At 70.3% G+C, this 23,353-nt stretch carries 22 protein-coding genes; 8 read left to right on the top strand and 14 right to left on the bottom strand.

Going from position 1 to position 23,353, the window contains the following annotated elements:
- Positions 1 to 330: 330 nt before the first annotated feature.
- Positions 331 to 1,386, top strand: a complete 1,056-nt coding sequence (locus tag C8K38_RS00495) for a hypothetical protein (RefSeq protein ID WP_097209745.1) — start codon at positions 331 to 333, stop codon at positions 1,384 to 1,386.
- A gap of 108 nt (positions 1,387 to 1,494) precedes the next feature.
- Positions 1,495 to 2,451 (top strand): R2-like ligand-binding oxidase, encoded by a 957-nt coding sequence (locus C8K38_RS00490; protein ID WP_097209958.1) that lies wholly within the window; start codon positions 1,495 to 1,497, stop codon positions 2,449 to 2,451.
- A gap of 6 nt (positions 2,452 to 2,457) precedes the next feature.
- Here the strand turns inward: C8K38_RS00490 and C8K38_RS00485 are convergent, their stop codons facing one another.
- Complete coding sequence (locus C8K38_RS00485; RefSeq protein ID WP_097209744.1) at positions 2,458 to 2,922, bottom strand: hypothetical protein; 465 nt, start codon at positions 2,920 to 2,922, stop codon at positions 2,458 to 2,460.
- A 128-nt stretch (positions 2,923 to 3,050) separates the two neighbouring features.
- A complete protein-coding gene (locus C8K38_RS00480; protein ID WP_097209957.1) occupies positions 3,051 to 3,464 on the bottom strand; it encodes a PPOX class F420-dependent oxidoreductase in 414 nt (137 codons plus the stop codon).
- 31 nt (positions 3,465 to 3,495) lie between these two features.
- Between C8K38_RS00480 and C8K38_RS00475 the strand changes: the two genes are divergently transcribed.
- Genes C8K38_RS00475 through C8K38_RS00460 form a run of 4 tightly spaced genes read left to right on the top strand, consistent with a single transcriptional unit; the run spans position 3,496 to position 6,954 of the window.
- Positions 3,496 to 4,233, top strand: a complete 738-nt coding sequence (locus tag C8K38_RS00475; protein ID WP_097209743.1) for an SDR family NAD(P)-dependent oxidoreductase — start codon at positions 3,496 to 3,498, stop codon at positions 4,231 to 4,233.
- Positions 4,230 to 5,459, top strand: a complete 1,230-nt coding sequence (gene cbiE / locus C8K38_RS00470; RefSeq protein WP_097209742.1) for a precorrin-6y C5,15-methyltransferase (decarboxylating) subunit CbiE — start codon at positions 4,230 to 4,232, stop codon at positions 5,457 to 5,459. The genes C8K38_RS00475 and cbiE overlap by 4 nt, the downstream gene beginning before the upstream one ends.
- Positions 5,456 to 6,205 (top strand): precorrin-4 C(11)-methyltransferase, encoded by a 750-nt coding sequence (cobM, locus tag C8K38_RS00465; RefSeq protein ID WP_097209741.1) that lies wholly within the window; start codon positions 5,456 to 5,458, stop codon positions 6,203 to 6,205. Before cbiE ends, cobM begins: the two co-directional genes overlap by 4 nt.
- Entirely contained in the window at positions 6,205 to 6,954 is a 750-nt protein-coding gene (locus tag C8K38_RS00460) for a cobalt-precorrin-6A reductase (RefSeq protein ID WP_097209740.1), read from the top strand. Before cobM ends, C8K38_RS00460 begins: the two co-directional genes overlap by 1 nt.
- Here C8K38_RS00460 and C8K38_RS00455 read toward each other — a convergent pair.
- The 5 genes from C8K38_RS00455 to cobG all read right to left on the bottom strand — a co-directional run bounded on the left by C8K38_RS00455 (position 6,934) and on the right by cobG (position 11,865).
- Positions 6,934 to 7,605 (bottom strand): TetR/AcrR family transcriptional regulator, encoded by a 672-nt coding sequence (locus C8K38_RS00455; RefSeq protein WP_097209739.1) that lies wholly within the window; start codon positions 7,603 to 7,605, stop codon positions 6,934 to 6,936. The two genes, C8K38_RS00460 and C8K38_RS00455, sit on opposite strands and share 21 nt — an antisense overlap.
- 122 nt (positions 7,606 to 7,727) lie before the next feature.
- A complete protein-coding gene (locus C8K38_RS00450; RefSeq protein ID WP_097209738.1) occupies positions 7,728 to 8,534 on the bottom strand; it encodes a CPBP family intramembrane glutamic endopeptidase in 807 nt (268 codons plus the stop codon).
- A gap of 17 nt (positions 8,535 to 8,551) precedes the next feature.
- Positions 8,552 to 10,069: a precorrin-3B C(17)-methyltransferase gene (cobJ, locus tag C8K38_RS00445; RefSeq protein WP_097209737.1), complete on the bottom strand. Its 1,518-nt coding sequence runs from the start codon at positions 10,067 to 10,069 to the stop codon at positions 8,552 to 8,554.
- A complete protein-coding gene (locus tag C8K38_RS00440) occupies positions 10,069 to 10,692 on the bottom strand; it encodes a precorrin-8X methylmutase (RefSeq protein ID WP_097209736.1) in 624 nt (207 codons plus the stop codon). Before C8K38_RS00440 ends, cobJ begins: the two co-directional genes overlap by 1 nt.
- An 18-nt stretch (positions 10,693 to 10,710) precedes the next feature.
- Positions 10,711 to 11,865: a precorrin-3B synthase gene (gene cobG / locus C8K38_RS00435; protein ID WP_097209735.1), complete on the bottom strand. Its 1,155-nt coding sequence runs from the start codon at positions 11,863 to 11,865 to the stop codon at positions 10,711 to 10,713.
- A 191-nt stretch (positions 11,866 to 12,056) separates the two neighbouring features.
- On the opposite strand from cobG, the gene cobN reads away from it, so the two are divergent.
- Complete coding sequence (cobN, locus tag C8K38_RS00430) at positions 12,057 to 15,662, top strand: cobaltochelatase subunit CobN (RefSeq protein WP_097209734.1); 3,606 nt, start codon at positions 12,057 to 12,059, stop codon at positions 15,660 to 15,662.
- Positions 15,663 to 15,691: 29 nt separating this feature from the next.
- Positions 15,692 to 16,072, top strand: coding sequence for a PPOX class F420-dependent oxidoreductase (locus C8K38_RS00425; protein WP_097209733.1), 381 nt, complete (start codon positions 15,692 to 15,694; stop codon positions 16,070 to 16,072).
- Positions 16,073 to 16,149: 77 nt separating this feature from the next.
- Here C8K38_RS00425 and C8K38_RS00420 read toward each other — a convergent pair whose 3' ends face one another.
- The 7 genes from C8K38_RS00420 to C8K38_RS00390 form a co-directional block, all read right to left on the bottom strand.
- Entirely contained in the window at positions 16,150 to 16,998 is an 849-nt protein-coding gene (locus C8K38_RS00420) for a hypothetical protein (RefSeq protein WP_143548362.1), read from the bottom strand.
- A gap of 126 nt (positions 16,999 to 17,124) precedes the next feature.
- Positions 17,125 to 17,994: a hypothetical protein gene (locus C8K38_RS27000; RefSeq protein ID WP_179800403.1), complete on the bottom strand. Its 870-nt coding sequence runs from the start codon at positions 17,992 to 17,994 to the stop codon at positions 17,125 to 17,127.
- Between the two features lie 121 nt (positions 17,995 to 18,115).
- A complete protein-coding gene (locus C8K38_RS00410) occupies positions 18,116 to 18,502 on the bottom strand; it encodes an RNA-binding S4 domain-containing protein (RefSeq protein ID WP_097209730.1) in 387 nt (128 codons plus the stop codon).
- A 26-nt stretch (positions 18,503 to 18,528) separates the two neighbouring features.
- A complete protein-coding gene (locus C8K38_RS00405) occupies positions 18,529 to 19,986 on the bottom strand; it encodes a lipase maturation factor family protein (protein ID WP_097209729.1) in 1,458 nt (485 codons plus the stop codon).
- Between the two features lie 97 nt (positions 19,987 to 20,083).
- A complete protein-coding gene (locus tag C8K38_RS00400) occupies positions 20,084 to 20,458 on the bottom strand; it encodes a YchJ family protein (RefSeq protein ID WP_097209728.1) in 375 nt (124 codons plus the stop codon).
- Positions 20,458 to 21,822, bottom strand: a complete 1,365-nt coding sequence (locus C8K38_RS00395) for a metallopeptidase TldD-related protein (RefSeq protein WP_097209727.1) — start codon at positions 21,820 to 21,822, stop codon at positions 20,458 to 20,460. Before C8K38_RS00395 ends, C8K38_RS00400 begins: the two co-directional genes overlap by 1 nt.
- Positions 21,822 to 23,351 carry a TldD/PmbA family protein gene (locus C8K38_RS00390; RefSeq protein WP_097209726.1) on the bottom strand — a complete coding sequence of 510 codons (1,530 nt, stop codon included), beginning with the start codon at positions 23,349 to 23,351 and terminating at the stop codon, positions 21,822 to 21,824. The genes C8K38_RS00395 and C8K38_RS00390 overlap by 1 nt, the downstream gene beginning before the upstream one ends.
- Positions 23,352 to 23,353: the final 2 nt, after the last annotated feature.

Genomic DNA, 23,353 nt, shown 5'->3' with positions numbered 1-23,353 from the left:
TCGGCCAACCGTCACATGACGTAACGAAACCGGGGTGTCGGCGCCCGGAATGCGCTCCGGACGCCGACACTCGCGGGGCATCTTCGTTGCCACTGCGGCACTCCGCCGCAAGTCCTCGCTCGTCCCGTCCCATCGTCGGCAGCCCACTTTTCCGAATCCGTTTCGCCGACGGTTCGGCGCACAATTCCGACCCGAAATCCTCTCAGCTAGTAACTCACGATAAGTGGGGATTATGACGATCAAGATTCATCATTTCATTACATGCCTTGTTACGTAACCTGATACGTTACGTAACTATAAGACGGATCGGCAACGAACAGGGGAGTGCACGTGAACACCGAGGACGAGAAGGACGCGGAAACCGCCGAGGAACCGAAGGTGCGCCCAGGCCGGCCCCGGCAGTACGCCAGCGACGCAGACCGCGTCAGGGCCTTCCGCTCGCGCCGGAAGGCCCGCGAGCAGCAGGGCGAACTCGACGCGCTCGCGAACGCGACGCCGAGCGAGGTGGTCGGGGTCCTCGAACGGACACTCGAGGACCTCCGAACCGTCACCGCCAATTCGATCGAGCAGTTCAATGTGTTCGCCCGGCAGATCACCGCCGCCGTGGACAAGCTCAGCGACCCCGACGCGCTCGACGTTGCACTGCACCGCGCCACTGTCGAACTCGCCCAGACGAAGGCGAAGTACGAGACGGACCTGGCCGAGCTGCGGACACGGCACGAGGCCGCGGTGGAGGATCGGGTGAACGCAGAGGCCACCGTCGACGCGGTCGATGCCGAGCTCTCCTCCGCGGTAGAGAATCACCGGCTCGAACTCGAACGACTGTCCACGGACCACCAGGCCGAGCTCCGGAATCTGGAGCAGACGCATGCCGGGGCGCTGCGAGCCGCGACCGAGCGGGTGGCGGCCGTCGAGGCGGATCGCGACACCCGCCTGTCTGCCGCGGAGTCCGACCTCGACGATCTGCGCGGTAGGTTCCGCGAGGCGCAGTCCCAGGCGGAGGCGGCCGAACGAAGGGCCGCGGCCGCCGAACAGTCCGCGGCCGTATCGGAGCAACGTGCCGAGCAGGCAGGCGTGGCGGCCGAACAACGCCTCGAGCAGGTCGTCGCCTCGGCGGAGCAACGGATCGCCGACATGCGCGCCGCGGGCGAGCTCGCTGCGAACACTGCCGCGGCAACGATCGCGCGGCTCGAGAAGTCCGTCGACCACGAACGGTCGGCGGCCTCGTCCGCCCGTGAACGCGCCGACACTCTCAGGGACGACCTCGAGCGGGCCCGCCTCGACACCGGCGAGGCGCGTACCGCCGAGGCCGCACTGCGGGAGAAGTTGGAGGAGCTACGGCCCCGCACTCTCGAAGGTGAGCCGGCAGAGACCGCGACCACGTGACGTTATCGAGGACTGCCCGACCCCGGCGATTCCTTGACAGGCCCCGGCCGCATGGAACCATGGTGAATGGGTATTCGCGACACGCACCGCGACCACAGGAGCGCCGTCATGACTGTTTCCTCACCGACAAGACAGGGTTTCGGATCGATCCGCGCGGGCGGACTGAACTGGGATTCCTTCCCGCTGAGACTGTTCGCCAAGGGGAACTCACTGTTCTGGGATCCGGCGAACATCGACTTCCGGCGCGACGCCCAGGACTGGCGTGAGCTCAACAGCGAACAGCAGCGCAGCGCGACCTACCTGTGCACCCAGTTCATCGCGGGTGAGGAGGCCGTCACCGAGGACATCCAGCCGTTCATGAAGGCGATGTCCGCGGAGGGGCGGCTCGGCGACGAGATGTACCTGACGCAGTTCTGCTTCGAGGAGGCCAAGCACACCGCCGTCTTTCGGCTGTGGATGGACGCGGTCGGCCTCACCGGCGATCTGCATCCCTTCGTCGCGGAGAACCCCTACTACCGCACCCTCTTCTACGAGGAACTCCCCGGCGCTCTCGGCGTGCTCGAGACCGACCCGAGTCCGGCCAACCAGGTGCGCGCCAGCGTCACCTACAACCACGTGATCGAAGGCAGCCTCGCCTTGACGGGCTATTTCGCCTGGCAGAAGGTGTGCACCAAGGAGGGGATCCTGCCCGGGATGCAGGAGCTGATCCGCCGGATCGGCGTCGACGAGCGCAGGCACATGGCGTGGGGCACCTTCACCTGTCGGCGTCACGTCGCCGCCGACGACTCGAACTGGGACGTGGTTCAGCAGCGGATGACCGAGCTGATGCCGCTCGCCCTCGGCATGATCGACTGGGTCAACAAGCAGTTCGAGGTCCAGCCGTTCGGGCTCGACGAGCAGGAGTTCATCGACTATGCGGCCGACCGGGCGCAGCGCAGGCTGGTCGCCATCGAGTCTGCCCGCGGCCGCCCGCTCGAGGAGATCGATGTCGACTACTCGCCGGAGGCTCTCGAGGACCAGTTCGGCAGGGAGGACGCGGCCGTGTTCGTCGAGGCCAGCGAATGAGCTCGGCTAGACGATGAAGGTCCCGGTCGACGGACTGTTCGAACAGATCGGGGCGCTGCCCAGGTTGATCGATCCGAACGCGGTCGCGATCACCTCGCCGTGCCCGGTGTAGACCGTCTTGGACAGGTACGGGTACGCGCCCTCGAGGTTCACGATTCCGCTCTGGCCGGTGGTCGTGTTCACCCACGCGACGGTGACCTGTCCGGCCGCGGGGATCGGCGGGGCGGCAGGGAAGGACTGGAACCTGATCTCGCCGGGCGCGATCCCCGGTTCTGGCCCCGACTGCCCGGTCGCCGCGGTGAGCGACATCAGGCTGCCCTGATTGGGACAGCCGATGGTCAGCACGGGCAGACCGAACGGGTGGGGTGGCAGGGCGGTGGCCGGCCCGGCCACCAGTCCGCCGATGAGGGCTGCGGCGGCCGCGGGGGCAGCCAGCGTGAGGATCATTCGAGTCGTGCGTAGAGCGCGCATTGCTGCTCCCTGGGTCCGAATGTCATTGCCGGACCGGTCGCGGCGGGGCACACGGCCGGTCCCCGACGAGCAATGTATGACCTGGATCACATTAGCCGCCCCCGGCGGGACGCGTCGAGCAGCGATGCTCAGCGGCCGAGCAGTGTGCCCAGGCCCATGACCCGCTGCACCGCGATCTCCACGACGACCCGGGTCGGGTTCTCCCTCGGCTGGCGGTACCGGGCGGCGTAACGGGAGACCGCGTCCGCGACCGCCTCGGGGTCGGACCGCACGGTCGCGGGCCCCTCCAGGGTCAGCCACCGCGGGCCCTCGATCTGGGTGACGGCGGCGTACCCGCGGCGTTCGGCGTTGATCGCCTTCTGCGAGCCGCCGTTCGTGATCACCCTGGCGAGCCCGCTCTCCGGATCCCAGGTGAACCCGACCGCCACCACATGCGGGGTGCCGTCCAGGCGCAGCGTCGAGAGGGTGGCCAGGTGCCGATCGGTGAGGAAGGCGAGCGCCTCGGCGGACAGATCTGCTGGGTTGAAGGGGGTGCGGGCCATGTGCCGACCGTAGTCCAGCACACTTGACGGTATGAGTGTCGGATCAGTCGTCATCCTCGGGGGCCGCAGCGAGATCGGTCTCGAACTGGCCACCAGACTCGCCCCCGGGCGGACCGTCGTCCTGGCCGCGAGGCGAAGCGGGGACCTCGAAGACGAACGCCGGGCGGTGCTGGCCGCCGGAGCCACCTCGGTCGAGACCGTCGAGTTCGACGCCGACCGCCTCGCCGACCACGCCCGGGTGCTGTCGGAGATCGTCGAGCTCGGCCCGATCGACGTGGTGGTGCTCGCCTTCGGCATTCTCGGCGACCAGGCCCGCGCCGAGACGGACGCCCAGCACGCGGTGAACGTCATCCACACCGACTTCGTCGCGCAGGTCGGCGTGCTCACGCACCTCGCGCAGCTGCTGCGTGCGCAGGGATCGGGGCGGATCGTCGTGTTCTCCTCGATCGCGGGCGCCCGGGTGCGGCGCGCGAACTACGTGTACGGCTCGGCCAAGGCCGGGCTCGACGGCTTCGCGAGCGGGCTCGGTGACGCCCTCGCGGGCAGCGGCGTGAGTCTGCTGCTGGTCCGTCCCGGCTTCGTCATCGGCAAGATGACCGAGGGGATGAGCCCGGCACCGATGTCGAGCACCCCGGGGCAGGTCGCGGATGCGGTGGTCAAGGCGCTGAGCCGGGGCCGCGAGCGCGTGTGGATCCCCGGCATGCTGCGCCTGGCCATCTTCGTGATGCGGCTGGTGCCACAACGTATCTGGCGACGGATGCCGCGATGACCGAGCTGCTGACCGTCGTCGGCATCGGTGCGGACGGATGGTCCGGGCTGTCCCCGAACGCGCAGCGCGCGATCACCGACGCAGAGGTGCTGATGGGGTCGCCGCGCCAGTTGGACCTGGTTCCGGACGGCGACGACGGATCGGACGCAGTGCGGGTGTCCTGGCCGTCGCCTCTCGTGCCCGCGCTGGCCGGCCTGCTCGCCGAACACGAGGGCAGGCGGGTGTGCGTGCTCGCCAGCGGCGACCCGATGTTCCACGGCATCGGGGTGACCCTCACGAACCTCGTCGGTCCCGAACGGATGCGGGTGATCGCGCACCCCTCCTCCGCCTCGTTGGCCTGCGCCCGGCTCGGCTGGGCGCTGCACGAGACCCCTGTCGTGAGCCTGGTGAACCGGCCCGTCGAGGTCATCACCCCGGAACTGGCCGACCATCGGCGGTTCCTGGTTCTCAGTCGCGACGCGGGCACCCCGACGGCGCTGGCCGCGCTGCTCCGCGAGAACGGCTACGGCGGTAGTGAACTCGCCGTGCTCGAGCAGCTCGGCGGCGATCGCGAGCAGATCGTGCGGGGCCGGGCGGATGGCTGGGATCATCCGACCGGCGACCCCCTCAACGTCGTCGCGGTCCGCTGCGTGCGGGGCGTCGCGACACCGCGACTGACCCGCGTGCCCGGCCTCCCCGACGAGGCCTACGAGTCCGACGGCCAGCTCACCAAGCAGGAGATCCGGGCCCTGACCCTGTCCGCACTCGCCCCGGCCCCCGGCGAGCTGCTGTGGGACGTCGGCGGCGGAGCGGGCAGCATCGGAATCGAGTGGATGCGTGCCGACGCCGGCTGCCGTGCAATCGGTTTCGAGCGCGATCCCGATCGCGCGGCCCGGATCGCGACCAACGCCCGACGGCTCGGCGTGCCCGGGCTCGAGATCCGCGGCTCCGCACCCGACGCACTCGCAGGTGCGCCGACCCCGGACGCGATCTTCCTCGGTGGCGGCGTCACCGCGCCCGGGGTGTTCGAGACCTGTTGGGACCGACTGCCGCCCGGCGGCCGGATGGTGGTAAACGCGGTGACCGCGGAATCCGAGACCCTCGTACTGCGTTGGCACGGGCTGCACGGCGGCACGCTGCGCAAGTTCCAGGTCTATCGGGCCGGGCCGCTCGGCGGGTTCACCGCATGGCGGCCGCAGCTGCCCGTTGCCCAGTGGATCGCGACAAAGGAGGAATCAACCCAGTGACCGTCCATTTCATCGGAGCGGGCCCCGGCGCCGCCGACCTCATCACGGTGCGAGGCCAGCGGATCATCGGCCGGAGCCCCGTGTGCCTGTACGCGGGCAGCCTGGTCCCCGCCGAACTCCTCGCGATGTGCCCCGAGGGCGCGGAGATCGTCGACACCGCGCGCCTGAGCCTCGACGAGATCACCGACCGCCTCATCGCCGCCGACCGGGCCGGGCTGGACGTGGCGCGGTTGCACTCAGGCGACCCGTCCATCTACAGCGCGGTCGCCGAACAGGCGCGCCGCCTCGACGCGGCGGGCGTCGGCTACGAGATCGTGCCCGGGGTACCGGCATTCACCGCCGCCGCGGCGGCGCTGGGGCGCGAACTGACCGTCCCTGGGGTGTCCCAGTCGATCGTCCTCACCCGGGTCTCGACGCTGTCCACCGCCATGCCGCCGGGCGAGGACCTGGCGACCCTCGGGGCGAGCGGGGCCACGCTGGTCATCCACCTGGCCGCGCACCGCATCGATCAGGTCGCCGAGGAGTTGCGCGCCCCCTATGGCGAAGACTGCCCGGTCGCGGTCGTCGCATTCGCCAGCCGACCGGACGAGATCATCCTGCGGGGGACGGTCGACTCGATCGCCGCCCAGGTACACGCGGCCGGGGTGACCAAGACCGCCGTGATCATCGTCGGCCGGGTGCTGAGCGCCGAGGGATTCCCGGACAGCTACCTGTACTCGGCCTCGCGGCGTCGAACCGACCACTGATGGCGCCGACGGTGCGCGTGCTGATCCTCGGCGGGACCTCCGAGGCCCGATCCCTGGCGGCCCGGCTGTCGGAGGCGGCGGACGTCGAGGTCGTCTCGTCGCTCGCCGGGCGGGTCCGCGATCCGAGGCTCCCCGAGGGCGAGGTGCGGATCGGCGGTTTCGGGGGAGCGACGGGCCTGCGGGACTGGCTTCGCGACAACGGCATCCGTGCCGTGCTCGACGCCACCCACCCGTTCGCGGCCCGCATCTCGAGCAACGCCGCCGCAGCCACGACCGAGGCGGGACTCCCGTTCGCCGTGGTGCAACGGCCACCGTGGTCGGCCCGCCCGGGGGACAGCTGGCTGGAGGTGGACTCGCTCGAGGCTGCCGCGGCCGCGCTGCCGGAGCTGGGCCGCCGGGTATTCCTCACCATCGGCAGGCAGGGCGTGGACCGATTCGCCACGGTGGCCGCCGACTTCCTGGTCCGAGCGATCGATCCGCCGGAAGGCCCGACACCGGCCCGGATGACGCTCCTGCTCGACCGGGGTCCCTTCGACGTCGGCCGTGAGTCCGCGCTGATGCGAGAGCACCGCATCGACGTGCTGGTCTCCAAGAACAGCGGGGGCGACCTGACAGTCGCGAAACTCACGGCGGCGCGCGAGCTCGGCATCCCGGTCCTGATGGTGCGTCGGCCGCCGAATCCGCTCGGCGTCACAGTGTTCGACGGCGTCGACGAGGCGGAGCTCTGGCTACTCGCGGTCGCCGGCTGACTCGTCCTCGGCGGGAACCTCGACCGCCTTGTCCGCCACCGCCCGCGCCAACGCGTCCAGATGCTTTTTGGTCCCCTCGGTGTCGCGATCGACCAGCCACCGCAGCACCAGTCCGTCCAGGGTCGCGAGACCGAAACGAGCGATCGCGGAAACAGGTTCGGACCACGCGGTTCCGGTTGCCCGCGCACATTCGTCCATGAAGGCCGCGACCTCGGCCGTCATGTGCTCCCGTTGGGCAACGGCGATCGCGCCCGCCCGGGGGAAACCGGCCGCGCGATGGCGGAGTGACTGGGTCATGATCTCGTACGTCAGCAGTCGACGCTCCGGGTTGGCCTCGATCACCGGCCAGCCCCACTCGAGCCCGGTTCGGATCAGCGCGTACAGGCCTTCTCGGCCACGTAGCTCCCAGTCGGCGAGGGTGTCGAACGTGATTCGGGCGGAGCCACTGAGCTCGAGGACGAGTTGCTCGGCCATCGCGACCACGAGCTCTTCCTTGTTCTCGAAGCAGTACTGGACCATGCCGATCGACACGCCCGTGTGCGCGGCGACCGCCCTGATGGTGACGGCGTCCATGCCGCCACGTTTGGCCAGTTCCAGCGCGCTCATCACCAAGGTGGCGCGCCGCTCATCCCCAGTGAGCCTACTTCCCATTCAGCGATCCTAGCGCTTGACAGGCACTCTGTTGGACAATTGTCCAACAGAGCGCCGCGTGTCGTCCGTTTGTCTGGGATCCCAACCGCGTCAACCGGGTTCGGCGCCGCAATCGCGTCGCCTCAGATGGCCATCAGCGCCGCGTTGACCACGACGGCCTGGGTGAACAGCGTCCAGTCGTTGATGATGTGCGCGCCGGCCGAAACCCACAGATTCTTCGTGCGGATGTAGGCCAGGGTCAGCACCACCCGGGCCCCGCCGATGATGATGAACGCCTGGGCGAAGTTCCAGTCGTAGGTCGGCAGGTGGGCGGCCGCGAACCAGGCCGAACTGAGCAGCCAGGCCAGGACGATCGCGGTCTTGCGGGAGACCTTTGCCTTGGCGAACAGGAAGTACAGCACCGCGAGGAACGGCAGGATGGTGAAGACCTCCTCACCGACCAACTGGAACCCGGTGCCCACGTAGAACGCGACGGTGTCGAGCGTGCTGCCCTTGCCCGCCTCGTCGATCGCCTCGTTGGAGGACACACCGAAGAGGGACGAGACGATGAACGCCAACGCGAATGTGACGACCAGATTGAGAAGGGCGAACCCGATCATCGTCAGGACGTCGCGGCCGCGCACTCTGCGGAACAGCGCCCGCCAGTGCTCTCGCGTCACGGTCGCCAGCACGACCAGCGGGATGCCGACGAACAAAATCCGCGGAATCAGAGCCACCACGTTGTTGGGCTGCGGGATGAGTACCAGTGCGGCGAAGCCCACCACCACGGAGGCCCACACCAAGAGCCACTGCCGGATCGACAGCGCCGTGGGGACACCGTTGTAGAACGGGAAATCGGCGTCGTCGCGACGCTCGATCAGTCGGCCGAACCGCTCGGTCGGCGGCATCGACTCGTGGGCAGGCTGCACGTGTGCGTTCGAAGAACTCATTCGCTACTTATCGGATCTCAGGCCGGGTAGCGGCGAGGCGTGAACACCATCGTGCCCTCGGCGCCCTTGACCACGGTGGTCAGCGAGGAGCCGATGATCAGCAGGCAGCGCATGTCGATCTCGGACGGGTCGAGCTCACCGAGGGTGACGATCCGAACGCTCTCCTGCGGACCCGCGACGTCACGGCCGATGATGACCGGAGTCGCGGGATCGCGATGCTCGAGCAGCAGGTCCCGCATCGCGCCCACCTGCCAGGTGCGCGAGCGCGAGGCCGGGTTGTACACGGCTATCGCCATGTCCGCCGCGGCCACCGCGGAGATCCGCTTGGCGACGATGTCCCACGGCTTGAGCCGATCGGAGAGCGAGATCACCGCGTAGTCGTGACCGAGCGGGGCACCGACGCGGCTCGCGACGGCGTTGGCCGCGGTCATGCCGGGCAGCACCCGGACCGGGACGCCGGACCACTGGTCCTCGGCGGCCATCTCGATCACCGCGGCGGCCATCGCGAACACGCCGGGGTCACCGGAGGACACCACGACCACCCGCGCTCCGCGCTTGGCCAGGTCCAACGCCATTGCCGCACGCTCGGATTCGACCTTGTTGTCGCTCGCGTGCCGGTTCTGGCCGTCGATCACGGGCACCCGGTTGACATAGGTGGTGTACCCGACGACGTCGGTCGCGCGAGCCAGCTCCGCGCGCACCTCGGGGGTGGTCCATGCCTCGTCGCCTGGCCCGAGCCCGACCACGGTGACGTAACCCGTCGACGGACCTGTCGCCGCGGCCCGATCCGCCGCGGCCCCGTTGTTCGACGGACTCGGCACCAGTGCGATCGAGAAGTAGGGCACCTGCGACTCGTCCACGTCGGCGGCCGCGATCACCCGCTGTTTGGGGGTGCTGGCCCGTTCGACGTAGCTCGCCTCGGCGAGCCGGCCGGAATCGGTGAGCGCCTGCCGCACGGCGGGAAAGGTGCGGCCGAGCTTGAGGATCGCGGCCGAATCGGTCTCCCGCAACCTCCTGGTCAGCTCCTCGACGGGAAGGGTTCCCGGCAGCACGGTGAGGATCTCGTCGCGCTCGACGAGGGGAGTGCCGAGCGCGGCGGAGGCCGCGCTGATCGAGGTGACGCCCGGGATCACCTCCGCCTCGAACCGGTCCTGCAACCGCTTGTGCATGTGCATGTACGAGCTGTAGAAGAGTGGGTCGCCGGCCGCCAGCAGCGCCACCGTCCGACCCGACTCGAGATGCTTCGCCAACCGCTCCGCGGCCACCGCGTAGAACTCGTCGATCGCGCCCTGGTAGCCGCCGGGGTGATCGACCGTCTCGGTGGTGACCGGGTAGACCAGGTGTTCCTCGATCTGGCCGTCCCGCATGTAGGGCTGCGCGACGGCGCGCGAGATGCTGCGGCCGTGCCTGGCGCTGTGGAACGCGATGACGTCGGCCTCGGCGATGATCCGGGCCGCCTTCACCGTCACCAGCTCCGGATCGCCCGGGCCGAGCCCGATGCCCCAGAGCTTGCCGGGGGTGACGTGATCCACCATCACTCCACCTCGCTGGCGATGGCGTTGAGCGCGGCCGCGGTGATCGCGCTGCCGCCGCGGCGGCCACGGACGACCAGGTACTCGGAGCCGCCGCGGGCGATCAGCTCGTCCTTGGACTCGGCGGCGCCGATGAACCCCACCGGTCCACCCACGATCGCGGCCGGGCGCGGTGCGCCCTGATCGATCATGTCGAGCAGGTGGAACAGCGCGGTCGGGGCGTTGCCGATCGCGACAACCGCGCCGTCCAGCTTGTCGCCCCACAGCTCGAGCGCGGCGGCGGATCGGGTGTTGCCCAGCTGCTCGGCGATCACGGGGACCCGGGGATCTGCCAGGGCGCACAGCACCTCGTTGTTCGCGGGCAGCCGCTTGCGGGTGACCCCCGCGGCGACCATGGTCGCGTCACACAGGATCGGTGCGCCGGCCCGCAGCGCGGCACGGGCGGACTCGACGACGCCGGGGGTGAACGCGATGTCGTCGACCAGGTCGACCTGTCCCGACGCGTGGATCATCCGCACCACCACCTGCGATACGTCCGCCGGGAACCGGCCCAGGTCAGCTTCGGCCCTGATGGTGGCGAAGGACTGACGGTAGATCTCGGCGCCGTCGCGGATGTAGTCGGTCATGCGCCACACGATATGGGGTCAGCGCGGCCGTCGGTCCACCCGGTAGCCGTCGCCGGTGGCCACCACGTCGGCTACCTCCCCGCGGGGCCTGCCGCATTTGCGGTCGCAGCCCACCCAGTGCTGCCTGCCCTCCACCGGCAGCTCCCCGGCCGCCACCGCCGCACCGAGGTCGCCGCGGACATCGGCAAGGGACTTGGCGCAGCCGGGGCTTCCCGTGCAGGCACTGACCTGCAGCCAGGGCGAGGCGGCGTCGAAGATCAGGCCCATCGGCGCGAGCACCCGCACGACCTGCTCCGCGGTCCATTCGTCGAGGTCGCACAGCAGCACCGATCGCCAGGGCGTCACGACAAGGGGCTTGCCGACCGCGGCCAGGAACTCTGCGGTGCGCGCGGGGATCGCTCCCAGTGCGAGGCCGGCGGCCAGGGTGACGCCACCGTCGCCGTGATCGAGCCAGCCGATCGGTCCGGCCCCGTCACCTGTCACGTCGACGGGCTCCACCGTGGCCCGCAGGCCGAGACCGGCGAGGATCCGCTCGGGACCGCCGTCGATCTCGTGCAGCCGCCACTGCTCCCCCCGGATCTCCAGCAGGTGTCGGGCGGCCTCGAGCAGCACCGACACCCCGTCGGCCGCGGGGATCCGGGCGCCGGAGTCGCGGCCGGCCAGGACCAGGGTGACCTCGTCGGCGCCGACGGCATGTAGCCCGAGGTCCGCGGACAGCCCCGAGACGTCGCCACGGCCGTCGTCGAGGGAGAACATCACCCGTCCCGGCAGCTGCGCCAGCACCGGGTCGGCGCAGAGGCCGCGGTCGAGTTCGCGCACCCAGTCGCGCACGTCGACCAGCCCACCGATCCGCCCGGACAGGGGACTGGCGAGGATGTTTCGCACCCGTTCGTGGGTGGCCGAGGGCAGCAGGCCGATCTCGGCCAGCCGCTCGGCGAACCGGTCGGGGTCGGTGACCGCGCGCAGCTGCACATTGCCGCGCGAGGTCAGCTCCAGCTCACCTGCCGCGAGTTCGCGGGACGCCTCGGCCAGCGCCTGCAGCTGACCGGGTTCGAGGAAACCGCCGGGCAGCCGCACCCGGGCCAGCGCGCCGTCCGCCGCCTGGTGTACCTGGAGGGCTCCGGGGCAGGCGTCGGGGCGGGAACGGTCGGGGGTGTTCGGTTCAGCGGACATCGTCTCCAAGGTTACGTCCCTGCACCGGTAGCATCAGCGGCGCTTGCGGCAGCTCGAGAGGAAACCGGTGGGAATCCGGTGCGGTCGCGCCACTGTCACCCGACCGCCTGCCCGCGGGCACCGGGGAGCCAGACCCTCCGCCGCTGCCGTTCCGAACCGATGGGGCGCGAAAACCCCGAGGAGGCCTCACCGTGATCCTGCTGCTGTCGACGTCCGACACCGACCTGCTCAGCGCCCGTGCCAGCGGCGCGGAGTACCGCTGGGCGAACCCGTCCCGGCTCCTGGTGGACGACCTGCCCGGTCTGCTCGAGGGGGTCGAGCTGGTGGTCGTGCGCATCCTCGGTGGCCGCCGCGCCTGGGAGGACGGGCTCGACGCCGTCCTCGCCGCAGGCCTGCCGACGGTGGTGCTCGGCGGCGAGCTCGCCCCGGATGCCGAGCTGATGGAGCACTCGACGGTGCCGGGCGGCGTGTCCGCCGAGGCGCATTCGTACCTGGCCGAGGGCGGCCCGCAGAACCTGCTCCAGTTGCACCATTTCCTCACCGACACCGTGCTGCTCACCGGGTACGGATTCGAGCCGCCGGTGCACACCCCCACCTGGGGTCACCTGGAGCGGGGCGCGGTCGCGGAGATCGACGGCCCCACCATCGCGGTGCTCTACTACCGCGCCCAGCATCTGGCAGGCAACACCGAGTACGTCGAGGCGCTGTGCCGCGCAATCGAGGCCGCAGGCGCCAACGCGCTGCCCCTCTTCTGCGCCTCGCTGCGCACGGCCGAGCCGGAGCTGCTGACGACGCTCGGCACCGTCGACGCGATGGTCGTGACCGTCCTCGCGGCGGGCGGCACCAAGCCCGCGGGCGCATCGGCGGGGGAGGACGACGAGGCCTGGGATGTCACCGAACTGGCCGCGCTCGACGTGCCCATCCTGCAGGGCCTGTGCCTGACCAGCAGCCGCGAGGCCTGGGAGTCCAATGACGACGGCCTCTCGCCGATGGACGTGGCGACGCAGGTCGCGGTGCCCGAGTTCGACGGCCGGCTGATCACGGTTCCCTTCTCGTTCAAGGAGATCGACGCCGACGGCCTCACCGCGTATGTGCCCGACCCCGAGCGGGCGGCCCGGGTCGCCGGCATCGCGGTGCGGCACGCCCGGCTGCGGCACATCCCCCTCGCGGAGAAGCGGATCGCGCTGATGCTCTCCGCCTATCCCACCAAGCACGCCCGTATCGGCAACGCCGTCGGCCTGGACACCCCGGCCAGCGCGATCGCGCTGCTCACCGAGATGCGCGCTGCCGGATACGACCTCGGGCCGCTCGACGGAGACGACGCGCTGCCCGGTCTGGCGGCAGGCGACGGCGACGCCCTGATCCATGCGCTCATCGCGGCGGGCGGGCAGGACCCGGACTGGCTGACGGCGGAGCAGCTCGAGGGCAACCCGATCCGCATCTCCGCGGCGCGGTACCGGCAGTGGTTCGCCACGCTGCCGCAGGACCTGCGCGAAGGCGTCGAGAAGCACTGGGGCGCTGCGCCGGGCGAGCTGTACGTGGACCGGTCGTCCGACCCCGACGGCGAGATCGTCATCGCCGCGATGCCGGTCGGCAACGTGGTCCTGATGGTGCAGCCGCCCCGCGGCTTCGGCGAGAATCCCGTTGCCATCTATCACGATCCGGATCTGCCGCCGAGCCATCACTACCTCGCCGCCTACCGTTGGCTGGCCGCCCGTCAGGACGAGGGCGGCTTCGGCGCGGACGCGGTGGTACACCTGGGCAAGCACGGGAACCTGGAGTGGCTGCCCGGCAAGACGCTCGGCATGTCCGCGTCCTGCGGCACCGACGCCGCGCTCGGCGAGCTGCCGCTGATCTACCCGTTCCTGGTGAACGATCCGGGCGAGGGCACCCAGGCCAAGCGCCGCGCCCACGCGACCCTGGTCGACCACCTGATCCCACCGATGGCCCGCGCCGAGAGCTACGGCGACATCTCGCGCCTCGAGCAGCTGCTCGACGAGCACTCCAACATCTCGGCGCTCGACCCGGCGAAGCTGCCCGCGATCCGCCAGCAGATCTGGACGCTGATGCGTGCGGCGAAGATGGACCACGACCTGGGCCTCGCGGAGCGCCCGGACGAGGACGTCTTCGACGACATGCTGCTGCACGTCGACGGCTGGCTGTGCGAGATCAAGGACGTACAGATCCGCGACGGGCTGCACATCCTCGGCAAGGCACCCGAGGGCGACGCGGAGGTCGAGCTGGTGCTCGCGATCCTGCGGGCCCGGCAGATGTGGGGCGGCGAACGCACCGTCCCCGGCCTGCGCGAGGCGCTGGGGCTGAGCGAGGACGGCGACGAGGCCCGCACCAAGGTCGACGCCATCGAGGAGATCGCGCACCGGCTGGTAGCGGACCTGCAGGCCGCTGACTGGGCCCCGGCCGCCGCGGCACGGATCGGCGCCGACCACGGCGAACAGGTGGTGGCCGTACTGGAGTTCGCGGCGGCGGAGGTGGTGCCTCGGCTGCGGCAGACCGCAGGCGAGATCGCCCAGGTGCTGCGCGCGCTCGACGGCCGGTTCATCGCCGCCGGGCCCAGCGGGTCGCCGCTGCGCGGTCTGGTCAACGTGCTGCCCACCGGCCGCAACTTCTACTCGGTGGATCCGAAGGCGGTGCCGTCGCGGCTGGCATGGGAGACCGGTCAGGCGATGGCCGAGTCGCTGCTTGCCCGCTACCTGGCCGACCACGGCGAGTACCCGCGCTCCGTCGGGCTGTCCGTCTGGGGCACCTCCGCGATGCGCACCTCCGGCGACGACATCGCGGAAGTTTTTGCCCTGCTGGGTGTCCGGCCGGTCTGGGACGAGGCGTCGCGCCGCGTCACCAGCCTGGAGGTCATCTCGCTGGAGGAGCTGGGCAGGCCCCGCGTGGATGTGACCGTCCGGATCAGCGGCTTTTTCCGGGATGCCTTCCCGCACGTGCTGGCGCTGCTCGACGACGCGGTCCGGATGGTCGCTGCCGTGGACGAGCCCGCCGAGAGCAACTACATCCGCGCCCATGCGCAGGCGGACCTGGCCGAGCACGGTGACGACCGCCGGGCCACCACCCGCATCTTCGGGTCCAAGCCTGGCACCTACGGCGCGGGCCTGCTGCAGCTGATCGACTCGAAGAGCTGGCGCAACGACTCCGACCTCGCCGAGGTGTACACGACCTGGGGCGGCTACGCCTACGGCCGAGGCCTCGACGGCGCGCCCGCCTCCGACGACATGCGCACCGCCTACCGGCGAATCGCGGTGGCAGCCAAGAACACCGACACCCGAGAGCACGACATCGCCGACTCCGACGACTACTTCCAGTACCACGGCGGCATGGTCGCCACCGTCCGCGCGCTGACCGGGAAGTCGCCGGAGGCCTACATCGGCGACAGCACCCGCCCCGAGGCCGTCCGCACCCGCACGCTGTCGGAGGAGACCGCCCGGGTGTTCCGCGCGCGGGTGGTCAACCCGCGCTGGCTCGAGGCGATGCGCAGGCACGGCTACAAGGGCGCCTTCGAGATGGCCGCGACCGTCGACTATTTGTTCGGGTACGACGCCACGACCAACGTCGTCGCGGACTGGATGTACGAGAAGCTTGCCGAGACCTACGTGCTGGACGAGCAGAATCGCAAGTTCATGACCGAGTCCAATCCCTGGGCCCTGCACGGGATCGCGGAGCGGCTGCTCGAGGCCGCCGAGCGCGACATGTGGGAGCAGCCGGAACAGCAGACGCTGGACGGGCTGCGACAGGTCTACCTGGAGACCGAAGGTGAGCTCGAGGGGGAGTAGTCGGGCCGGTTGCCCCTAGGCTGATGCCCATGAGCCCCACGCTGAGCGAGATCGGTGCCGCCAAGTACGTCCTGCTGACCACCTTCCGCAAGGACGGCTCGGCGGTCCCGACCCCGCTGTGGGCGGCGCTCGACGGCGACCGCCTGCTGCTGTGGACGGTCACCGACTCCTGGAAGGTCAAGCGGATCCGTCGGAACCCGCAGGTGACGGTCGCGCCCTGCGACGTGCGCGGCAATCAAAAGGGTGACGCGATCGAGGCGACCGCGGTGGTGCTGGACGACGCCGGGACGGAGCACGCCCGCGAGGTCATCACCCGCAAGTACGGGATCCTCGGCTGGCTCACGGTCAAGGGCAGCCTGCTGCGCCGCGGTAAGACCGGCACAATCGGCCTGGCCGTCACCACACCCTGATCGCCGGTCGACACAAGAAGGACGAGGCCCGCACCGGCGATTCGCCGGTGCGGGCCTCGGACTTCTGAGGTGATCGGTCAGCTACCGAAGGATGAGCCACCCAGATCTGCGCTGCCGAACTGGCTGAGATCGGGGAGTCCGGGGATCGGGATGATCGGGTTGAGCGAGTTGAACCGGAGCGTCACCTTCGCCTCCTCGCCTGCGGCGGCGAGCTTTTCGCTGCCACCGGAGGGGACCAGGAAGGACCCGCCGCCGCCACCGGCGCCCGCGGCGCCGCCGCCACCACCGAAGTAGCCGGCGCCGCCGGCACCGCCGGAGTCGGCACCCGCGCCACCGTCACCGAGCACGCCTGCCGCGCCGGACGGAGATCCGGTGCCGCCCGCACCGCCCGCGGTCGCGGTGCCTGCCTTGCCGCCCGCGGCACCCGCCGCGGAGACGCCTGCATTGCCGCCTGCCCCGAGGCTTCCCGCACCCCCGCCGGGAGCGACGAGCGTGCGGGAGCGCAGGCCCTTCTCCCGGTCCTGCTTGATCGACTCGGTGGCGGTTCCGGAGAAGCCGCCACCGGAACCGCCACCCTCACCGACGAGGATGTACAGCTTCGATCCCGGGGTAACGGGGAGGTCCGCGGTGACACGACCGCCGAGCCCGCCTGCGCCGACCCCGCCCTTGCCTGCCTCACCGATCGCGGTCACCGTCACCGAGGTCACGCCGGCGGGGATGTCGAGGACATGCTCGCCTTCGACGTTGACCATGCAGTTGACGAGAATCCCCGACTGCGCGCATCCCACGATCTTGTCGCCGGCGGCGGCAACGCCGGTACCGCCGGTGACCGCGGCCGCGACGGCTGCCGTCATACCCACCGTCGCGGCCAGTCCCACGGTTCGCCGCATCCCCATCGAGCCCGCCGCCCACACACGCCCTTGCATCAACAAACCTCGCAGAGTCCTAATCGATCCGGGGCGATCGCCACCGGCGCTGGAAGCATGCCATGTTCCCGGACGCGAGGTGGGCACATTGACGCAGCGAACTGGACGCTGGGTTTACACCCCGCGTCAGGACGCGGAGCTACCCACGCTTCCCGAGCCGCCGGAGCTGCCCGCGCTGCCGGAGTCGGAGCTTCCCGCGCTGCCGGAGCCGCTGCCGCTGTCGGAGCTGCCACTGGCGCCCACATAGGACGAGTCGAACTCGACGACGACCCGCGCGACGGAAGCGCCTGCCGGGGCGAGCGCGGTGCTGCCACCGGCCGGGACCAGGAAGGATCCGCCGCCGCCGTTCAACCCGCCACCACCACCGAAGTAGCCGCCGCCACCGCCCGAGCCGACCAGACCGCCCGCGCCACCGGTGCCGAACGCACCGTCGGTGCCGCCGATGCCGGCCGTGCCCCCCGCGGTATCGGTACCGGCTTGTCCGCCTCCGGCGCCGGGCGCCGCGGCGCCCGCGTCACCGCCCACACCCGCGCCGCCGCCACCGCCACCGGGCGCAACCAGCAGGCGTGAGTTCATGCCGGCGGTCCAGCTGCCCTCGGCAGATTCCGTTGCGACCGCGGCGAACCCGCCGCCCGGGTTCAATCCCGACCCGCCGCCGTTGCCCACCATGATGTAGAGCCGCTGCCCTGGCGTCACGGGGAGGTCGGCGGTGACCACGCCGCCGCGTCCACCCCGAAATCCGCCACCGTTGGCACCGTTCGCGGTCACCTTCACCGAGGTGATGCCTGCCGGCACATCGACGAAGTACTCGTGGGGGCCGTAGCTGTCATAGGAGCACGTGGTGTGCCCGATCTCGGTGGCACAGAAGACGGTCGCGGATGCCCCGCCCGCGCTGATCAGGCCCGCCGACGCGCACGCCGCGGTAAGCCCCATTGCCGCGGCAACCTTCACCGCACGGTGCCCCCACACCGAACCCTGTCGAACCCGACCCATCATCGATTGCTCCTCCGAGATCACGCCGATTCGGTGGCGGTCGCCACCGGCGGGGGGAAGCATGGCACGAGATTTCGCGCCGCATATCGAGAATGGGTGAGATGATTCCGCGGGCGCCTGAAAGTCAGTCGTCGTTGAAGCCGCGCAGCCTATTGAGCTCGCGCCGTTCATGTTTGGTGGGTCGACCGGATCCACGATCCCGGCGCGGCAGGGCGATCAGTTCCTCACGCGGCGGCGGAGGAGGTGTCCTGTCGATCACGCACAGCGCGGCCTCGGGCGCCCCGACCCGCTTGCGGATGAGCCTGGCCACCACGACTATCCGTTCGGTGCCCGCGACGCGGACCCGCACCTCGTCGTCCATCTGCACCGGCTGCGCGGGTTTGGCCGACACCCCGTTCACCCGCACGTGGCCTGCCCGGCACGCGGCGGCCGCGGCGGAGCGCGTCTTGAACAGGCGCACGGACCACGCCCAGCTGTCCACCCGCACGCTGGTGGCTTCCCCGCTCGACATGCCGTCCAGGGTACCGAGCGGACCGTTCAGCCCCGATTCGCTCCGTCGCCCGCAGGCCCGACCGCCAGCCGGACGGGCGGCAGGTAGTCCGAGACCGGGGTCCGGTGCCACCACACGCCGCTGTCTCGGCGCTCCCGCCGGGTGCTGAACCGGTAGCGGAACAGGCGCGCCCGCACGAAGGTGGGCGGCGACTCCGCAAACGGGTTGTGCCGGATCAGCGCCAGCGTCGCGGCGTCGTTCTGGAGCAGTTTCTCGGCGAACGCGACGAACCACCCCCTGGCGTAGCCGGGAGAGATCGCGGCGAACCACATCAGCCAGTCGAGGCGCAGGTGGTACGGAGCGAACTGGCGGGGCCGCCGCCGGAGGTCTCCCGGCTTGCCCTTGAACTCGTACTCCCGCCAGACCGCGTCGGGGGTGAGGTGCGCGGCCTCGGTGCCCTCCACGATCACCTCGTACCGGATCCGGGTGACGTGGCCGAACGCGCCGTAGGTGTTGACCAGGTGCCAGGCATTGAACGAGGCATTCATCAGTTGGCTGTGCGAGGCCAGGTTGCGCGCCGGCCAGTAGCTGAGCACGAGGACCAGGGCGGTCACCGCGATCACCACGACCACGAAGGCAGGCGGGGTGGTCCCGGTCTCGGCGGGTGTGCCGATCGGCAGGACCACGCCGAGCACGCTGTCCGGCAGCACCGACACCGCCAGCACCAGGGCGAGCCAGTTCAGCCACGCGAAGTTGCCGCTGGCCACCAGCCACAGCTGCGTCACGATCATCAAGCCCGCCGCGATCGCGGCGACCGGTTGCGGGGCGAACAGTCCGAAGGGCATCACCAGCTGCGCCAGGTGATTGCCCGCGACCTCGACCCGGTGCAGCGGCCGGGGGAGTCGGTGGAAATACCAGCTCAGCGGTCCCGGCATCGGCTGCGTCTCGTGGTGGTAGTACAGGCAGGTCAGGTCGCGCCAGCAGGAGTCCCCGCGGATCTTGATCATCCCGGCGCCGAATTCGAGCCGGAACAGCAACCACCGCAGTAACAGCAGGATGGCCAACGGTGGCGCGGTGTCGGCGTTGCCAAGGAAGACGGCCAGGAAACCGACCTCGAGCAGCAGCGACTCCCAGCCGAACCCGTACCAGACCTGGCCGACGTTGACGATCGACAGGTACAGCAGCCACATCGCGAACCACACCAGCATGTGCGCGGGCAGCGGGAGCCGGGCGGTGACACCCAGCACGCCGAGTGCCGCCAGCCCGGCCCCGGTCCACGCAACGGCAGCGAAGAACCGATCGGAGTAGTACAGGTGGAACAGGCTCGGTGACCGCCGGAACGATGCCGTCGCCAGATGGTCGGGGACGGGGAGCATCCCGTTGCTGCCGATCAGGGCCCGGAACTGGTTGACTGCCACGAGAAACGCGGTCAGGTAGATGGCGGCGAGGCCTTCCGTGAAGAGCAGCCGCCCGAGCCAATAGCCATCCGCGTTGAACCAGTCCACCGTCGCCGCCTGGGGCGATCGCGGGGGATTCCCGCCTCTGCCGGACGTTACTCCTCGATACCCCCGATGGCGTGGGTGCGAATCCCGCGGCGAGAAGTCAGTCGAGGGCGTCCAGGTACGACCAGCGCCCGTCCTCGCGCACGAACCGACTGTGCTCGCGGAGCGAGTCCCGCTGCCCGGAGTGCACGTAGTGTGCCTCGAACTCGACCGTGCCCTCGTTTTCCAGCAGCCCGCCGCCCGTGTGGCCGAGGATGTCGAGCCGGGTCCAGCGCTGATCGGGGTCGAGGGTCAGCCGCCCCGGGCGCGTACTCGGGTGCCAGGTCCGCAGCAGATAGTCGGCGTCGCCGACCGCGAATGCGCTGTACCGGGACCTCATCAGCTGCTCGGCGGTCGGCGCCTCCGCGGCACCGGAATGAAACCGCCCGCAGCATCGCTCGTAGGTCTCACCACTGAGGCAGGGACAGCGGGTCATCACTGTGCCCGGCTCACGGACGACATGTGGAAGTCGGGGATCCGCAGCGGCGGCATCGCGGTTCGGGTGAACCAGTCCTTCCACTCGCGCGGGAGGGTGCTCTCGGTGGCCCCGACCTCCGAGACCCGCCGCAGCAGGTCGAGCGGGCTCTCGTTGAAACGGAAGTTGTTGACGGCGCCGGTGACCGCCCCGTCCTCGACCAGATACACCCCATCCCTGGTCAGGCCCGTGAGCAGCAGCGTGGCCGGGTCCACCTCGCGGATGTACCAGAGCGTGGTCAGCAGCAGCCCGCGCTCGGTCCGGGCGACCATCTCGTCGATGGTCGCCGCACCGCCGCCGGTGAGCAGCAGGTTGTCGCCGGGCACGGCCACCGTGGCCCCGAACTCCTGCGCCGCGTGGCGGGGGTAGGCGAGCGCGTTGACGGCACCGTCACGGACCCAGTCGACCCGATCGACATCCATGCCGTTGTCGAAGAGGGAGAGGGAGTCGCTCGATGTCGTCGTCGCGACGAAGGGTGCGTACTCGAGTCCGGGCGCCATGGGGTCCGAGCGCAGGGTGAGCGGGAAATCGCTGAGCCGCTCACCGACCCGGGTGCCGCCCGCCTTCGACAGCGCGGTGTGCCCTTCCTCCGCGCCGCGGCCCTCCATCGTCCACATCAGGTAGATCATCAGGTCGGACACGGCGGAGGGAGGCAGCAGGGTCTCGTAGCGACCCGCGGGCAGGTCGACCGTGCGCTTGGACCAGTTCAGCCTGGTGGTCAGCTCAGCCAGCAGGCTCGGCACCGACACGTCCTCGAAGTCGGCAGTGCCCGCGCCGACCCACGCGCTGGCGTCACCGCGCTTGCCGTTGATCTCCACCGAGCCGGTCGGCTGGGTGAAACGCCTGCGTACCCCGCTGGAGGTGCCCAGCCAGGTGGTGTGGAGTTGATGGTGCGCAAAGCCGTACAGCCGGTCGGCGCCGTCGAACCCGTCGGCGAGATCACCCGCCAGTCGGCCGAACACGTCGATCCCTGTCGACGCCGCGGCCGCGGACCAGTCCGGGTCGGGAACGCCTGCACCCGACATCAGGTCCATCGCGTCCTCGGCGGGTGGGGCGGTCCGCGCCGCCTCCTCGCTCGCCCGCACGACCTCCGGGATCTGCTTCGGGTCAACGGTGCTGGAGCTCACCGTCCCCACGTGCGCGCCCTCGGCGTCGCGGACGATCGAGATGACGGTCCAGTTTCGCGAGGTCGACACGCCGTTCGTGGTCATCGAATTGCCGGCCCAGCGCAGCGATGCCTCGCTGGCATCGGTGACCAACACCATCGATTCGTCCACCGTGCGCAGCGCGAGGGCCCGCTCGATCACGTCCTGCGCCTGGATCATCATCGGCCACCCTCCGCCTGCGTGTTGAGCACGTTCACACCGCGGAACAGCGCGGAGGGACAACCGTGGCTGACCGCCGCCACCTGACCAGGCTGGGCCTTCCCACAGTTGAACGCGCCACCCAGCTGCCAGGTGGAGGCACCGCCGACGGCCTCCATCGAACCCCAGAAGTCGGTCGTGGTGGCCTGGTACGCCACATCCCGGAGCTGCCCATCGAGAACGCCGTTCCGGATCCGGAAGAACCGCTGACCGGTGAACTGGAAGTTGTACCGCTGCATGTCTATCGACCAGCTCTTGTCGCCGACCACGTAGATCCCGTCCTCGACGCGGCTGATGAGATCCTCGGTGGAGGTGTCGCGCTCGGGATCCGGCTGCAACGACACGTTCGCCATCCGCTGGATGGGTACGTGGTGGGGCGAGTCCGCATAGGAGCATCCGTTGGAACGTTCCAGGCCGAGCCGCGGAGCGAACACCCGGTCGAGCTGATAGCCGACGAGGGTGCCACCGCGTACCAGATCCCAGCGCTGCGAACCGACGCCGTCGTCGTCGTACCCGACACTGGCGAGCCCGTGCTCCTCGGTGCGGTCGGCGGTCACGTGCATGATCTCGGTCCCGTATCGCAGGGTGCCGAGCTGGTCCGGGGTCGCGAACGAGGTACCCGCGTATGCCGCCTCATAGCCGATGGCGCGGTCGTACTCGGTTGCGTGGCCGATGGATTCGTGAATGGTCAGCCACAGGTTGGTCGGGTCGATGACCAGGTCCGTCGGGCCAGACGTCACCGATGGCGCCTTGGCCTTCTCGGCAAGCCATTCCGGGATCCGCGCGAGTTCCGTTGCCCAGTCCCAGGAACCCGGGCCGACTCCGGCACCCAGGTACTCCCAGCCACGCCCGGCCGGGGGCGCAAGGGTCCGCATGGTCTCGAAGCTGCCCGCCGACTGATCGACGGCGGTCGCCTCCAACTGCGGATGCAGACGGACCCGCTGCTGGGTGATGGTCGACCCGGCCAGGTCCGCGTAGAAGGTCTGTTCCTTGACCTGCATCACGCTCGCCGTGACGTGGTCCACGCCGTCGGCGGAGGACAGCCGCGCCGAGTAGTCGCCGAGCAGCTCGATCTTCTCGGCCGTCGGGACCTCGAACGGGTCGACCTCGTAGCCGGAAACCCAGACCGCATCCGGGTATACGGGCTCCGGGGCCAACTCCACCCGTTCCCGGTTCAGCGCCCGCAGCGCCCTGGCCACCTCGACCGCCTGCGCCGCCGTGCGGGCCGCGGCGTCGGGGGTCAGTTCCGCGTGCGAGGCGAATCCCCAGGTCCCGTCGACCACCACTCGCACCGCCACGCCGAGTTCCGCGCCGTCGACCGCGGACTGCACGGCACCGTCCCGTAGTCGTATCGACTGGGTCAGCAGCCGGTGCACCCGTAGATCGGCGTGGGTGGCGCCCGCGGTCCGGGCGGCGGACAACGCGGCGTCCGCGAGGGCGCGCAGCGGCAGGGCGAGGAAGTCGGGGTCGACGTCGCGGGTGGCGGTCACGG

This window comes from Rhodococcus sp. OK611, assembly GCF_003050885.1.
GTDB lineage: Bacteria > Actinomycetota > Actinomycetes > Mycobacteriales > Mycobacteriaceae > Rhodococcus_G > Rhodococcus_G oryzae.
Note: the sequence above shows the minus strand (reverse complement) of the source record. Positions and strands in the feature narration are given on the sequence as shown.